The organism is Serratia sp. X3, from assembly GCF_014982455.1.
Classification (GTDB): Bacteria; Pseudomonadota; Gammaproteobacteria; order Enterobacterales; family Enterobacteriaceae; genus Serratia; species Serratia ureilytica.
In genome coordinates this window covers 496701-509099 of record NZ_JADCNB010000002.1, presented here as the reverse complement: position 1 = coordinate 509099, position 12399 = coordinate 496701, and the positions used below count along the sequence as shown (strand labels likewise).

13 protein-coding genes are annotated in these 12399 nt (G+C 59.4%); 5 read left to right on the top strand and 8 right to left on the bottom strand.

The window, feature by feature from the left end; translation table 11 throughout:
* Nucleotides 1–8: 8 nt before the first annotated feature.
* The 3 genes from IMX17_RS12790 to IMX17_RS12780 all read left to right on the top strand — a co-directional run bounded on the left by IMX17_RS12790 (nt 9) and on the right by IMX17_RS12780 (nt 4470).
* Nucleotides 9–1541 carry a glycosyltransferase family 39 protein gene (locus IMX17_RS12790; protein ID WP_193549821.1) on the top strand — a complete coding sequence of 511 codons (1533 nt, stop codon included), beginning with the start codon at nt 9–11 and terminating at the stop codon, nt 1539–1541.
* Nucleotides 1542–1867: 326 nt separating this feature from the next.
* The gene (locus tag IMX17_RS12785; protein WP_033642149.1) at nt 1868–2419 is read left to right on the top strand and encodes a flavodoxin family protein; all 552 of its coding nucleotides are present in this window, start codon (nt 1868–1870) and stop codon (nt 2417–2419) included.
* A gap of 602 nt (nt 2420–3021) precedes the next feature.
* The gene (locus IMX17_RS12780) at nt 3022–4470 is read left to right on the top strand and encodes a GGDEF domain-containing protein (protein ID WP_046897101.1); all 1449 of its coding nucleotides are present in this window, start codon (nt 3022–3024) and stop codon (nt 4468–4470) included.
* Nucleotides 4471–4476: 6 nt separating this feature from the next.
* On the opposite strand, the gene IMX17_RS25230 is transcribed toward IMX17_RS12780, so the two are convergent.
* Together IMX17_RS25230 and IMX17_RS12775 are read right to left on the bottom strand one after the other, a co-directional pair.
* On the bottom strand, nt 4477–4638 hold the full coding sequence (locus tag IMX17_RS25230; protein ID WP_015376921.1) for a YnfU family zinc-binding protein: 162 nt from the start codon (nt 4636–4638) through the stop codon (nt 4477–4479).
* Nucleotides 4639–4719: 81 nt separating this feature from the next.
* The gene (locus tag IMX17_RS12775; RefSeq protein WP_015376922.1) at nt 4720–5199 is read right to left on the bottom strand and encodes a cold-shock protein; all 480 of its coding nucleotides are present in this window, start codon (nt 5197–5199) and stop codon (nt 4720–4722) included.
* Nucleotides 5200–5366: 167 nt separating this feature from the next.
* Here IMX17_RS12775 and IMX17_RS12770 point away from each other — a divergent pair, with 167 nt between their 5' ends.
* Nucleotides 5367–5876 (top strand): VOC family protein, encoded by a 510-nt coding sequence (locus IMX17_RS12770; protein ID WP_015376923.1) that lies wholly within the window; start codon nt 5367–5369, stop codon nt 5874–5876.
* Between the two features lie 36 nt (nt 5877–5912).
* Here the strand turns inward: IMX17_RS12770 and IMX17_RS12765 are convergent, their stop codons facing one another.
* The 6 genes from IMX17_RS12765 to IMX17_RS12740 all read right to left on the bottom strand — a co-directional run bounded on the left by IMX17_RS12765 (nt 5913) and on the right by IMX17_RS12740 (nt 11829).
* On the bottom strand, nt 5913–6740 hold the full coding sequence (locus tag IMX17_RS12765; protein ID WP_227414555.1) for an amino acid ABC transporter ATP-binding protein: 828 nt from the start codon (nt 6738–6740) through the stop codon (nt 5913–5915).
* A 9-nt stretch (nt 6741–6749) separates the two neighbouring features.
* Nucleotides 6750–7637 (bottom strand): amino acid ABC transporter permease, encoded by an 888-nt coding sequence (locus IMX17_RS12760; RefSeq protein WP_004940038.1) that lies wholly within the window; start codon nt 7635–7637, stop codon nt 6750–6752.
* A gap of 30 nt (nt 7638–7667) precedes the next feature.
* Nucleotides 7668–8195, bottom strand: coding sequence for a GNAT family N-acetyltransferase (locus tag IMX17_RS12755; protein ID WP_047025715.1), 528 nt, complete (start codon nt 8193–8195; stop codon nt 7668–7670).
* A gap of 9 nt (nt 8196–8204) precedes the next feature.
* The gene (locus tag IMX17_RS12750; protein WP_193549820.1) at nt 8205–9125 is read right to left on the bottom strand and encodes an ABC transporter substrate-binding protein; all 921 of its coding nucleotides are present in this window, start codon (nt 9123–9125) and stop codon (nt 8205–8207) included.
* Between the two features lie 26 nt (nt 9126–9151).
* Nucleotides 9152–10477 carry an LLM class flavin-dependent oxidoreductase gene (locus tag IMX17_RS12745; RefSeq protein ID WP_193549819.1) on the bottom strand — a complete coding sequence of 442 codons (1326 nt, stop codon included), beginning with the start codon at nt 10475–10477 and terminating at the stop codon, nt 9152–9154.
* A gap of 188 nt (nt 10478–10665) precedes the next feature.
* The gene (locus IMX17_RS12740; RefSeq protein ID WP_182264983.1) at nt 10666–11829 is read right to left on the bottom strand and encodes a M20 peptidase aminoacylase family protein; all 1164 of its coding nucleotides are present in this window, start codon (nt 11827–11829) and stop codon (nt 10666–10668) included.
* Nucleotides 11830–12174: 345 nt separating this feature from the next.
* Here IMX17_RS12740 and cspE point away from each other — a divergent pair, with 345 nt between their 5' ends.
* Nucleotides 12175–12384, top strand: coding sequence for a transcription antiterminator/RNA stability regulator CspE (gene cspE, locus IMX17_RS12735; protein ID WP_004940030.1), 210 nt, complete (start codon nt 12175–12177; stop codon nt 12382–12384).
* The last annotated feature ends 15 nt before the right edge of the window (nt 12385–12399 follow it).

The window sequence follows — 12399 nt, the reverse complement described above, 5'->3', positions numbered from 1 at the left end:
ATGCGGTTATGTCACTGCAACAGGTATCGAATGTTTCTTTGAGCAATAACGGCTTAAAAGGCATCGGTTACAAACATTACGCGTTGGCGATCGTGGCGTTTTCGGCGATCGTGCGGTTTATTTCCTTAACGGATCGGTATTTTTGGTGCGACGAGGCCTCCAGCGTGCTGACCAGCCGCTATGATGTGGGCGCTTTGTTGTACCATGCTTCCTTCGATGTTCACCCGCCGCTTTATTACCTGCTGCTGCATGGCTGGATGGTGCTGTTTGGCGACGGCATTATGGCGGCCCGCGCGCTGAGCCTGGTGTTCGGCGTGATGACGGTGGCGCTGGCGATGCGTTTTACCCGTTGGTTGACCAACGAGCGGGCGGCGCTGACCGCGGGATGGCTGATGGCGATCATGCCGATGGCGGTGCGTTACAGCCAGGAGGCGCGCATGTATGCGCTGATGGGGCTGCTGGCGATCGCCGCCGCCATGGCGCTGGCGAAGTGGCTGAAAACGCCGGATAACCGCCGTTATCTGGCGCTGTATGCGCTGTTGATGACGCTGAGTTTTTATACTCACTACTTCACGATTTTCACGCTGATCGCGCACTGGCTGGTGGTGTTGGCGCTGTCGTGCCGCCGCGAAGGCGAGTGTTACATCAGACAGCCGGCGTGGTGGGTGGCCAATGCGGCGATTGGCGTGGCCTATATTCCCTGGCTGCTGGTGCTGCTCAATCTGCTGGCGCATATCGCCGAACTGCGGGTCGGCGGCGACGTCGGTTGGATCCCTCAGGTTGCCTGGAGCGATCTGCCGGCGATGTATTGGCGTTTTCTCACCGGGCATGATGGCAGCAACTATCCCACGATCATTCTCTGGCTGCTGCCGGCGATGTTTATCGCCTTATGTTCACTGCTGCTGTGGCGGCGCCAGATGCCGAGAAAGTATGCGCTGTTGCTGCTCGGCGGCATGCTGATCCCGGTGACGTTGGTATTCGCCATTTCCTGGCGTTCGCCGCTGTTTGTCGATCGCTACCTTTATTCCGCCGCGCTCGGCATTCCGCTGGTATTGGGCGTGCTGATCGCCGGTACGAAAAGCCGGGTGCGCGGGATCTCTTTGCTGCTGTTCTTCAGCCTGCTGTTCGGCTGCGGCGTGCGCAACGACTATCCGGTCGAGAAAGATGAGTTCAAGGTGATGGTGCACTACATCAACAGTAACTATCAGCCCAACGATGCGGTGGTGGTCAGCAACATGTTCAACTACCTGAGCTATGTGTATTACAACAAGCAGGGCTATCGCGCCTTGCTGTATACCCCCGCCAGGCCCAACGGCATTTCGGGCAAGCCCAATGCCTATGGTTTCGGCACCTTTTTCCACGATCGGGCGGCGCAGACCTACGTCGATAACCTCAGCGCGTTAGCGAAAGGCCATCGCCGGGTCTGGCTGGTCAGCGGCGGGGATTTCAATCAGGACTTCGGCCGTTCGCCGCCGGGGTGGGTCAATACCGGCACCTTCAAAAGCGGAGGTTTCGAGTCGAGGCTGTTCGTGGTGCCTTGAGCGGAATGTCATATTTCCCATTCGGCGTTACATCTGGCCGAGCAAACTTACGCGGGGATGACAGTTCTATACATTGGGATTGGTACTGTAGCTCTACCCGATGATGTTGTGTGTTATCCATTCCCTGTAGTGTATTACCCCATCCCTGTTAAGTTTATCCCGCCTTGTGCGGGATTTTTTTTATCTGCGCATACCCGGCGGCGCGTAGCACGATTTTTTTGAATGACACCGTCAGTTTTATTCAGTATTCAGCCGTTGCGCGCTTGATTAGATTGAACGCGAGATGGGCGTCGTCGGCGCCTCTGTGCAATGAGTGGAGAATTTCTATGGCGAAGACAGTAGTGGTGTTTCATTCCGGCTACGGCCATACCGAGCGTTTGGCGAAAGTGGTGGCGGAAGGCGCAGGGGCCGAACTGATCGCCATCGATCAGGAAGGCGATATCAGCGATGAAGCGTGGCAGAAGCTGGATGAGGCGGACGCCATCATCTTTGGCTCACCGACCTATATGGGCGGCCCGTCCTGGCAGTTCAAGAAATTCGCCGACGCCAGCTCCAAAGCCTGGTTCGGCCGCAAGTGGCAGGACAAAGTTTTCGGCGGCTTTACCAACAGCGCCAGCCTGAACGGCGACAAACAGGTCACGCTGATTGCGCTGCAAACGCTGGCTTCGCAACATGGCGGCCTGTGGGTCAGTCTGGGGCTACTGCCGGCCAACACCAAATCGGCGCAGCGTACCGATGTCAACAACCTGGGCGGTTCGGTGGGGCTGTTGGTGCAAACGCCGTCGGATGCCGGCGTGGACGAGATGCTGTCGGGCGATCTGGCGACCGCCAAGCTCTATGGTCAGCGCGTGGCGGGCTTTGCCGCCAAACTGGCGTAAGGCCTTGCCGCGTGCAGCGTTCATTTTCTCTGCACATTTGGCATGTAAGCTGCGAAATGTTATTAGCCTGCTTGGGCTAACGCTGCATTTCGTACAAATATTCCCGGTTCCTAGGCCGGGTTTTTTGTTGCTAAGGTCTGCTTAAGCTTTCGCCGCTACACTGCATGGCAGCACAGGCATGCAATGAATGGCTGTGTCGTAACTGTCGATTTGCTGTTGTTCAAGCAAGCCCGCTTTAGGCGGGCTTTTTTTGGGTTGTTATTGCACGGGCGGCCCAGTTGCAGGAAAATAATCGCGTAGTTATTCAAATATCATTCAACGAGCAATAACCACAATCTTATTAATGTAATTAACGTCGTCGGCGGCCTATTACGCTTTGCGCTATGCTGTCAGCAGAGCTGAGCATTATTTGCCGACGGTATGCGGGGGAGCCCACCGCCGCCACATTAGGTTCAGAAAAGTCTGTTAATTAATTGTTAATGCTTTTTATTATTGATTTGTCTGGCTTTTTTGGTTGAAATTCGGGTTGATTATCCCTCACTGGCCGGGCGAGAGAGTATGCACATTATTATTCTGGTTATTAGCAAAATATGGGCGAGGCGATGAACGCCAGAATAAACGCCAGGCATGGCCTGCCGCTTACGGTTCAGCTCATCAATCTTTTCATGCTGGCCTTTTTACTTTCCCTGGTGGGCATTCTTAGCCGACCGATTGGCTCGCTTTCTTTATTTTGGCCGGTGAATGCGATTCTGCTCGGCCTGCTGCTGCGCAAACCCGCTTACGCCACGCCGCTCGGCTGGCTTACGACCTATCTGGGCATGGTTGCCGCCGATCTCAGCACCGGCGAGGGCTGGTCTTTGGCGCTGTGGCTGAATGCCTGCAACATGTCGCTGATCGTCGTCGGTTACGGCATCATGCTGATGCTGCCGCAATCTCAACGGCGCATGGGTAAACCCCAGGCGATACTCTATATGTTCAGCGCCAGCCTGGCCGGTGCGGCGGTGGCGTCGACGCTGTCCGTGCTGCGCAACGATAGCCTGTACAACAACACGGTGGTGGTCGCCTGGTTGGCCTGGTTCAGCGAACAGTTTTCGACGACCCTGCTGCTGTTGCCGGTGCTGATGGCGGCGCCGCGGTTGAAACAGCTGTTGCGCATGCAGGTGCGTTGGCGCTTGAAAGGCTGCCTGCCGCTGCTGGCGCTGCTGCTGTCGCTGGCGTTCAGCGTCTATATCGGCGGGCCGGGCGCGATCGCCTTCCCGATCCCGGCGCTGCTGTGGTGCGCGGTGCGTTATCAGCTGTTCCCCGTGACGTTGCTGACGCTGTTGACCGGTATGTCCGAGATCAGCAGCATCTCTGCCAACCTGGTGCTGTATGAAACGCCGAACAACCATAATGCCTTCCTCGACACGCTGATGTCCGCCCGATTGGGTATCGCCATGCTGGTGATGGGGCCGCTGATCCTCGCCAGTTCCATCGCGGCCAACCGTAAGCTTATGCGGCGTCTGGAGCACAGCGCCAACCACGATTTCCTGACCGGCGTGCTGGCGCGCAGCGCGATGACGCGCAAAGCGGGCGAGCTGTTGGAGCACAAGCACCGTTCCAAAGAAGCGGTGTCGTTACTGCTGATCGATATCGATCATTTCAAGCAGATCAACGATACGCACGGCCACAGCGTCGGCGATCAGGTGCTGGCGTCGTTCGCGCACATCGTGCGGCGCGAGCTGCGGCACGATCAGCTATTCGGCCGCTTGGGCGGGGAAGAGTTTGCCATCATGCTGCCGCGCGCGTTGGCGGCGCAGGGCGTGGCGCTGGGGGAACATCTGCGCCGGCTGGTGGAGCAGACGGAGCTGCAGGCGGAAGGCAAGCAGACGTTGAAAATCACCATCAGCGTCGGCGTCGCCAGTTTGGCGATGAACGAGGTGAAATCGCTGGAGCAGTTGATGAACATGGCGGATATCGCGCTGTATCGCGCCAAATCGCAGGGGCGTAATCGGGTGGAGTCGTTCAACGTGGTGAACGGCAACAGCGTCGAGCATATCCTGTTCCGCTAACCGTTTTCAGCCTTGCCTGGGCTCGAAGCGGGTTTCGCAATTAGGGCAAATCAGTATCACGTCTTGCAGCATTGCCGCGCATTTTTGCCGGGTAACATAGCCGCATTTAGGGCAGACGATTTGGGTGGAGCGGTTGATAAAACCTTTAACGCTGCTGGAATCGGACATATCAATAGCCTGTGTCAGGTGAAAACTCACGCTAACACAGGCGACGACAAATTTCGTTGGTTATTTTCTGTACGCAGAGGCTTACAGGCTTTTCAGCGCCTTGATGGTCTCATCCATGTCGATCTCGTGCTCGGAGAAGGTATGGGTGGTGTTCTGGAAGGTGGTGATGGTCAGCATGCGCAGCGTTTGCATGGCCTGCGCCTGGTCTTCGGACTGCGGGCGAATGCGGTTCATCAGCAGGCCGACTGACAGCACGGTGTTCTCTTTATCCACGTCGGCTTTGACCGGCACTTCTTTGGTGAAGGTATTGAAAGACTTGATGCTGGCGATCTTGATTCTTTCATTGGCGATGATGATGTATTTGCTGGGCGCCAACACTTTGACCGCATAAGCCGACGGGCCTTTGGTGTTGTTGGTCGGTTCGAAGGTCACCGCCGCGTTTTTCTTAATCAGCTCCGGGTTTTGCACTTTAATCACGTGAAAATAACGATTTTCTCCGTTCTCGTCGGTAATAAAGCCGAAGCCTTTGTCTTCAAAAAAAGTCGTTATCTTGCCGTTCATCGCTATTCTCACAAAAAGGTTCAATACAGCGCTTATGATAGCGCGGAATGCCCTGCAGCGACAGATTGCGCGGGCGGCATTTAGTCATGCGATAACGGCATTTAGCGGCTTCCCGGCGACATGCTATGTTCATGATGACTTTATTCAATGCGCAAAAAGGAATAGCGATGGGCATCAAACGTCTCAATCACGCCGTGCTGTACGTCAGCGACGTGCGGCAGAGCGCCGACTTTTATCATCAGGTCTTGGGCTTCAAGCTGAAGCCGTCCGACAGCCCCGATCGAGCGGTATTTACCCAGGCCGCCGACTCGGACAACGATCACGATTTGGCGTTGTTCAGCAAGAACCTGGGCCAGCAGCGCGCCGGGGTGTTTCGCGCCAATGGCGAGCCGCCGGCGGAGCATGAGCCGCCGGCCGGGCTGTACCATCTGGCCTGGGAAGTGGACAGCCTGGAAGAGCTGGAGCGCATTCGCCATCAGCTGGCCGAACGCGGCATTCTCGGGTTGGAAGAGGATCACGGCGTGCACAAAAGCATTTATGGTCACGATCCGGACGGGCTGCTGTTCGAGGTGACCTGGTTTATTCCCCCGGCGTTGCTGACCGAAGAGGACAAAAACCAGCAGGGGATCCGCCCGCTGGATTTCGCCGCCGAGAAGCGGCGTTTCGCCGGCCTCTAACCTGCTCCTGCGCGGGGCGCATCGGCGCCCCGACGCTCACAGCACTTTGTTGAGGAAGTTGACGGTGCGCGGGTGCTGCGGCTGAGCCAGCACCTGTCTGGCATCGCCCTGCTCGACGATCTGCCCGTCGACCATAAACACCACCCGATCCGCCGCTTCGCGCGCAAAGCCGATTTCATGCGTCACCACCACCAGCGTGACGCCCAGATCCGCCAACCCTTTAATCACGTCCAGCACTTCGCCGACCAGCTCGGGATCGAGCGCGGAGGTCGGCTCATCGAACAGGATCACCTTTGGGTTCAGCGCCAGCGCGCGCGCGATGGCGATGCGCTGCTGTTGGCCGCCGGAGAGGTGGCGCGGGTAGGCGTCCGCCTTGTGGCGCAGCCCGACCGTATCCAGCAGCTCATAGGCCAGCGCTTTCGCCCGTTCGCGGGAGTGGATCTTGTGCACCACCGGCGCTTCGATGATGTTTTCCAGCACCGTCAGGTGCGGGAACAGGTTGAAGTTTTGGAACACGTAGCCGACGTTGATGCGCTGCCGGAGGATGGCCTTTTCCTTCAGCTCGTACAGCCGGTTGCCCTTGCGGCGGTAGCCGACGTAGTCGCCGTCGATGCGGATAAAGCCCTCGTCGACGCGCTCCAGATGGTTGATCGCCCGCAGCAGCGTCGATTTTCCGGAGCCGGAAGGCCCGAGGATCACGGTCACGGTCCCCGGCTGCAGCGTCAGGCTGACGTCGTCCAACGCCTTGTGTTTGCCGAAGAACTTGCTGACGTTGCTGATTTCGATCAGGCCGCGCGCCGGCACCGGGGTGAGGTTGCGTGCCGGCTGTTCGGGCAAGGCGTAATAATCAATGGCTTCAGACATGCGGGTCTCCTAACGTTTTAGCCAGCCGGCCAGTTTCTGCCAGGGCGTCGGCGGCAGTTCGCGCACCGCGCCCCGGGCGAAATAGCGTTCGATGTAGTATTGGATCACCGACAGGGCGGTGGTGATGAACAGATACCAGACGGTGGCCACCATCAGCAGCGGTATCACCTGCTGGGTGCGGTTATAGATCACCTGGATGGTGTAAAACAGCTCCGGCAGCGCCAGCACATAAACGATTGAGGTGCCTTTCGCCAGACTGATGATCTCGTTGAATCCGGTCGGAATAATGGATCGCAGCGCCTGCGGTAGAATGATGCGGAAGGTGCGGCGATAGCCCGGCAGGCCCAGCGCCGCCGCCGCTTCGTGCTGGCCGTAATCCACGCCCAGGATGCCGCCGCGGATGATCTCGGCGGTATAGGCGGACTGCACCAGCGTCAGGCCCAGCACCGCCACGGCGAACTGGCCGAGGATATCGATGGTCGGGTAGCTGGCAAATACCACCGAGGTAAAGGGAATGCCCAGCGAGATGGCGTCGTACAGATAGGAAAAGTTATACAGGATGATCAGCACCAGGATCAGCGGCAGCGAGCGAAACAGCCAGATATACCCCCAGGCCAGCGACGCCAGCAGGTAAGAGCGCGACAGCCGCGCCAGCGCCAGCAGGGTGCCGAACAGGATGCTGAACAGCGTGCCGAGTAGCGTCAGCAGCAGGGTCTGTCCCAGCCCCGCCAGCACCGCCGGGGCGAAGAACCACTCGGCGAACACGCCCCATTCCCAGCGCGCGTTGCCCGCCACCGATTGCACGATGGCGGCCAGAATAAACAGCGAAAACAGCGCGCCGATCAGCCGCAGCGGATAGCGGGCGGGCACCACTTTCAAGACTTCTTGTTTGGACATGTCATGTCTCCTGATACAGATAAAGGGGCCTTAGGCGATTTTCCTTTCCGACGCGCAACAACAGGCGTCTTCTGCAATCAGGCTTTTGCGGAACGGCAGGCGGCCATCGTAGGGTGGGCGGCTGTAAACCTCGCTGTCGACGGTGGGATCGAACTGCGGCTGATAACCGTTGCTCAGGTACAGGCCCACCGCTTCGGGCTGGCGAAAGCCGGTGGTCAGATAGAGCCGGCGATAACCCTGCGCCAGCGCCAGCGTTTCCAACTGCTGCAACACCCGTTGCGCCAGGCCCTGGCGGCGCAGATCGCCCCGCGTCCAGATACGCTTCAGCTCGGCGGTTTGCCCGTCATAGCGCTTGAAGGCGCCCATGGCGATCGGCGTACCGGCGCGCAGCAGCACGATGAAGGCACCCTGCGGCGGTGCGTACAGGTCCAGCGGTTCCGGTTCCTGGTCACCAAAATAGTCGCCGTAACGCTGACGATATTCGCCGAACAGCCCCTCGATCACCGGGGCGATCAGCGGGTCGGTCGGCAGCGTCTGAATGAAAGTGTCTTGCGTCATCGCGCGCTCCTAATCGCCCAGACCGGGCGGGTTGATTTCCGACTGCGCAAGACGTTCGACGCTCTCGCCCCAGCGGTTGAGCACCTGATCGTACTGTCCGCCGCGGATCGCGCCGTTCAGCGCTTCATTCACCGCCTGCACCAGCCCGTTGCCTTTACGGGTGGTGACGGCGATGTGCGCCGCCTTGGGCCAACCGCCTTCCACCGTGCCCGCCAGCCGGGTACGGCCATTCAGCGCCGCTTTATAGGCGCCCAGCACGTTGGGCCCGAAATAGGCGTCGGCCCGGCCGGACTGGATCGCCAGCGTGGCGGCCGCATCGTCGGTCACGTAGATCGGCTGGAAGGGTTTGAGCCCCTGCTGCCGGTTCTGTTTGTCCCACGCCAGCAAGATGGCTTCCTGGTTGGTGCCGGAGCCGACGATGATCTTTAATCCGGCGATATCGGCAGGCCGTTTGATCGTCGCGATCTTGCCGCCGGTTTTGACATAAAAGCCGAGCGAGTTGATGCGATAGGTGGCGAAGTCGAAGCGGGTTTTGCGCTCTTTGGTCACAGTAACGTTGGTGATGGCCGCGTCATACTTGCCGGAAACCACCCCCAGCGGCCAGTCTTCCCACGAGGTTTGCACCACGTTCAGTTCCAGGCCCAGGCTGTCGGCCACCAACTGCGCGATATCCACTTCGCTGCCGATAAGCCGCCGGTTGTCGGCGGCGAACAGCGCCAGCGGCGGCGTGTTGAGCGCGGCGATCGCGACGGTGAACCGGCCCGGCTTCACGAAGCGGAAATCGGCCGGCAGCTTGGCGATCGCCTGCGGGTTTTTCGGCGCATGGATAGGGGTTTCATTGGCCTGCAAATCGATGCCGGTGCCCGCCTGCGCGGCGCCGGTCAGGCTCAGCAAGGCCGCCACGAGAGCGGCGGTAACGGTTTTCTGCATAGCGGGTATCCCTGAAAACGATCTTATTATTGGGTGAATCTGTTCAACGGACGCTTCAGGCCCAGGTGTTCGCGCAGCGTATCGCCGTGGTACGCCTGGCGGAACAGGCCGCGCCGTTGCAGGACGGGCACCACCCGATCGACGAAGTGCCCGAAGGCGTTGGGCGTACCGCCGCTGATGATGAAGCCGTCGGCGGCTTCGCCGTCGAACCAGCGTTGCAGGCCGTCGGCCACCGCTTCCGGCGTGCCGCTGAACACCGGGCGCGGCGAGGCGGCCTCCAGCGCCACCTGGCGCAGCGTGAGGTTACGCTCGCGGGCGTTGCGCTTGATGGCGTCGGTGGTGCTGCGGAAGCTGTTTTTCCCCAGATCGCCGATGTCCGGGAAGGGCGCGTCCAACGGATGGCGGGAAAAGTCGTAATGTTCGAAGTAGCGGCCAAGGTAGTTGAGGGCGTTCTCGATGCTGACCAGACGGGCGGTCTCCTGGTACTGACGCTCGACGTCCGCATCGTCGTCGCCGACGATCACGCTGACGCCCTGGAAGATGCGCAGATCGTCCGGTTCGCGCCCCTGTTCCACCAACTGCCGCTTCACGTCCTGGTACAAATCCTGCGCCTGCTCCAGCGTGTCGTGATGGGTGAAGATCGCATCGGCGTGCCTGGCCGCCAGCCGTTTGCCGTCTTCGGAGGCGCCGGCCTGGAACAGGATCGGGCGGCCCTGCGGCGTGCGGCCGATGTTCAACGGCCCCTGCACCGAGAAGAACTCCCCCTGATGATTGAGGGTGTGCAGTTTCCCGGCGCGGAAAAATTCGCCGCTGGCCTTATTGCGCACGAAGGCATCGTCTTCCCAGGAGTCCCACAGTCCTTTGGCGACGTCGAGAAACTCGCCGGCGATGCGGTAACGCAGGCTGTGCTCCGGGTGCTCGGCGCGCGAGAAGTTTTTGGCCGAACCTTCCAGCGGCGACGTCACCACGTTCCAGCCCGCGCGGCCGTTGCTCAGGTGATCGAGGCTGGCGAACTGGCGGGCGACGGTGAACGGATCGCTGTAGGAGGTGGAGAGCGTGCCCACCAGGCCAATTTTGTCGGTGGCGGCGGACAGCGCGGCCAATAAGGTCAACGGCTCGAAACGGTTAAGAAAATGCGGAATGGACTTTTCGTTGATATATAAGCCATCGGCGACGAAGACGAAATCGAATTTCCCTTGTTCGGCTTTTTTCGCCGAGGCGATATTAAATTCGAGGTTGATGCTGGCGTCGGCGGTGGCGTCCGGGTGGCGCCAGGCGGACATATTTCCCGAGGCGCCGTGCAGAATGGCGCCCAGCCGTAATTGCCGTTGATTATTCGCGTTGTCGCTCATCGTGATTATCCTGTCATGCGCCGAAAGGCGCGCGGTGTCTGATGCGTCCACTATTGATGAGCGCTGGCGGGATGTAAAACAACAAAACAGCATATTCAAATGTTGAAAACTGCAAATATCACGGCGAGCGAAAATAATAATCCCCGGCGCAGCATCAGCGGCGTCGGGGAAATACTATTTCACGTTATTCAGGCGTTGCTGAGGGCTTTTTTCGCTGCGGGGGTTAATTGTTGCAGCGTGCGCTCCGCCAGCAGCGAAAAATAGTGGGCGGCAGGGAAGAGGGCGTGCTCATCGGGATTGAAACGCGGATGGTGCAGACCGAATTCGCTGGCGGAGCCGATGCTGACGAATGCGCCCGGCACGTGATGCAGATACAGCGCGAAATCCTCGCCGCCCATTTGCAGTTCCGCTTCTTCGACCCGGTAGCCGGCCTCGGCGGCGACGGTTTTGCTGAACGCCGCCCAATGGGCGTCGTTGATCACCGCCGGCGGCCCCGGCTGCCAGTGGAGTTCGGCCTGTGCGCCGAGCGCGGCGGCAACGCCGTCGATCACCTGGCGAATTTTATCCGGCACCTGGCGGCGCACCGCGTCGCTGTGGGTGCGCACCGTGCCTTCCAGCTCGACGGTTTGCGGCAGCACGTTCCAGGTATTGCCGCCTTCGATGCGCGTCACGCTCACCACCAGCGATTCCAGCGAGCTGAAGCTGCGGCTGGGCAGCGTTTGCAGCGCGCCGACGATCTGGCTGGCGGTGACGATGGTATCGACACCCTGTTCCGGTTTGGCGGCGTGGGCGCCTTTGCCGGTGATGCGGATCTGGAAGCGATCGACGTTGGCGTAGAACGGCCCGGCGCGGGTGGCGAAGGTGCCGGTGGGCAGCTCCGGCGCATTGTGCAGGCCAAATATCGCCGCGACGTTATCCAGCGCGCCGGCGTCGATCAGGTGTCGGGCGCCGTTAAAGGTCTCTTCCGCCGGCTGGAAGAAGATGCGCACCGTGCCCGCCAGTTCGGCTTCACGCGCTTTGAGCAGGTGTGCGGCGCCGAGCATCACCGAGGTGTGAAAGTCGTGCCCGCAGGCGTGCATCACGCCGCTGTTTTGCGAACTGAAGGGCACGTCGGCGATTTCGTCGATCGGCAGGGCGTCGATGTCGCCGCGCAGCGCGATGATCGGCCCCTGGCCGCTGCCGATCTCCGCCACGACGCCGGTTTTCAGCGCCAATGGCAGAAGGCGAATGTTCGCCTCTTGCAGCCAGCGGGTCAGGCGGGCGGTGGTGGCGAATTCGTGATTGGAAAGCTCCGGGTTTTGGTGCAGTTCACGCCGATAGGCGATGATCTTGTCTGCCAACTGGCTGGTCATAGGCTTGGCTCACAGTGGGAAATAAACCCTAACCCTAGTGCAGGGGCCGCCGAAGCAAAAAGACCATCTGGTTATATTTCATAGCGATTGTGTCTGCACGGCGCGTCAACGATGGGGGGCAGGGGCAGGTTTAGGCGTTCGCGCGTTGTTCGCCGGCGCAGGGAGAGGATTGACCTGGAACGGCAACTTACTGCAACCGGTGTCATTCATTTACACCGGACAACACGGATTTTTTCACTCTTTATCGGATTTCTGTGATCGCGGTGGTGGACAAAATCCTGCCTGCTTGCTGTACTGTAATCGACACAGGTTTTGTGTCTTTCATTCACGTTAAAGGTAAGTTTGATGTCTAAGATTAAAGGTAGCGTTAAGTGGTTTAATGAATCCAAGGGCTTCGGTTTCATTACTCCGGAAGATGGTAGCAAGGACGTTTTCGTTCACTTCTCTGCCATCGTTAGCAACGGTTTCAAAACGCTTGCTGAAGGCCAGCGTGTAGAATTTGAAATCACGAACGGTGCCAAAGGCCCATCTGCCGCTAACGTTACTGCTATCTAAGCTGCGTAGCTGAAT

What these genes read in the sequence shown, in the direction of transcription:
- IMX17_RS12790 (WP_193549821.1), top strand. Translation starts at nt 9, where the DNA reads ATGTCACTGCAACAGGTATCGAATGTTTCTTTGAGCAATAACGGCTTA.
- IMX17_RS12785 (WP_033642149.1), top strand. Translation starts at nt 1,868, where the DNA reads ATGGCGAAGACAGTAGTGGTGTTTCATTCCGGCTACGGCCATACCGAG.
- IMX17_RS12780 (WP_046897101.1), top strand. Translation starts at nt 3,022, where the DNA reads ATGAACGCCAGAATAAACGCCAGGCATGGCCTGCCGCTTACGGTTCAG.
- IMX17_RS25230 (WP_015376921.1), bottom strand. Translation starts at nt 4,638, where the DNA reads ATGTCCGATTCCAGCAGCGTTAAAGGTTTTATCAACCGCTCCACCCAA.
- IMX17_RS12775 (WP_015376922.1), bottom strand. Translation starts at nt 5,199, where the DNA reads ATGAACGGCAAGATAACGACTTTTTTTGAAGACAAAGGCTTCGGCTTT.
- IMX17_RS12770 (WP_015376923.1), top strand. Translation starts at nt 5,367, where the DNA reads ATGGGCATCAAACGTCTCAATCACGCCGTGCTGTACGTCAGCGACGTG.
- IMX17_RS12765 (WP_227414555.1), bottom strand. Translation starts at nt 6,740, where the DNA reads ATGTCTGAAGCCATTGATTATTACGCCTTGCCCGAACAGCCGGCACGC.
- IMX17_RS12760 (WP_004940038.1), bottom strand. Translation starts at nt 7,637, where the DNA reads ATGTCCAAACAAGAAGTCTTGAAAGTGGTGCCCGCCCGCTATCCGCTG.
- IMX17_RS12755 (WP_047025715.1), bottom strand. Translation starts at nt 8,195, where the DNA reads ATGACGCAAGACACTTTCATTCAGACGCTGCCGACCGACCCGCTGATC.
- IMX17_RS12750 (WP_193549820.1), bottom strand. Translation starts at nt 9,125, where the DNA reads ATGCAGAAAACCGTTACCGCCGCTCTCGTGGCGGCCTTGCTGAGCCTG.
- IMX17_RS12745 (WP_193549819.1), bottom strand. Translation starts at nt 10,477, where the DNA reads ATGAGCGACAACGCGAATAATCAACGGCAATTACGGCTGGGCGCCATT.
- IMX17_RS12740 (WP_182264983.1), bottom strand. Translation starts at nt 11,829, where the DNA reads ATGACCAGCCAGTTGGCAGACAAGATCATCGCCTATCGGCGTGAACTG.
- cspE (WP_004940030.1), top strand. Translation starts at nt 12,175, where the DNA reads ATGTCTAAGATTAAAGGTAGCGTTAAGTGGTTTAATGAATCCAAGGGC.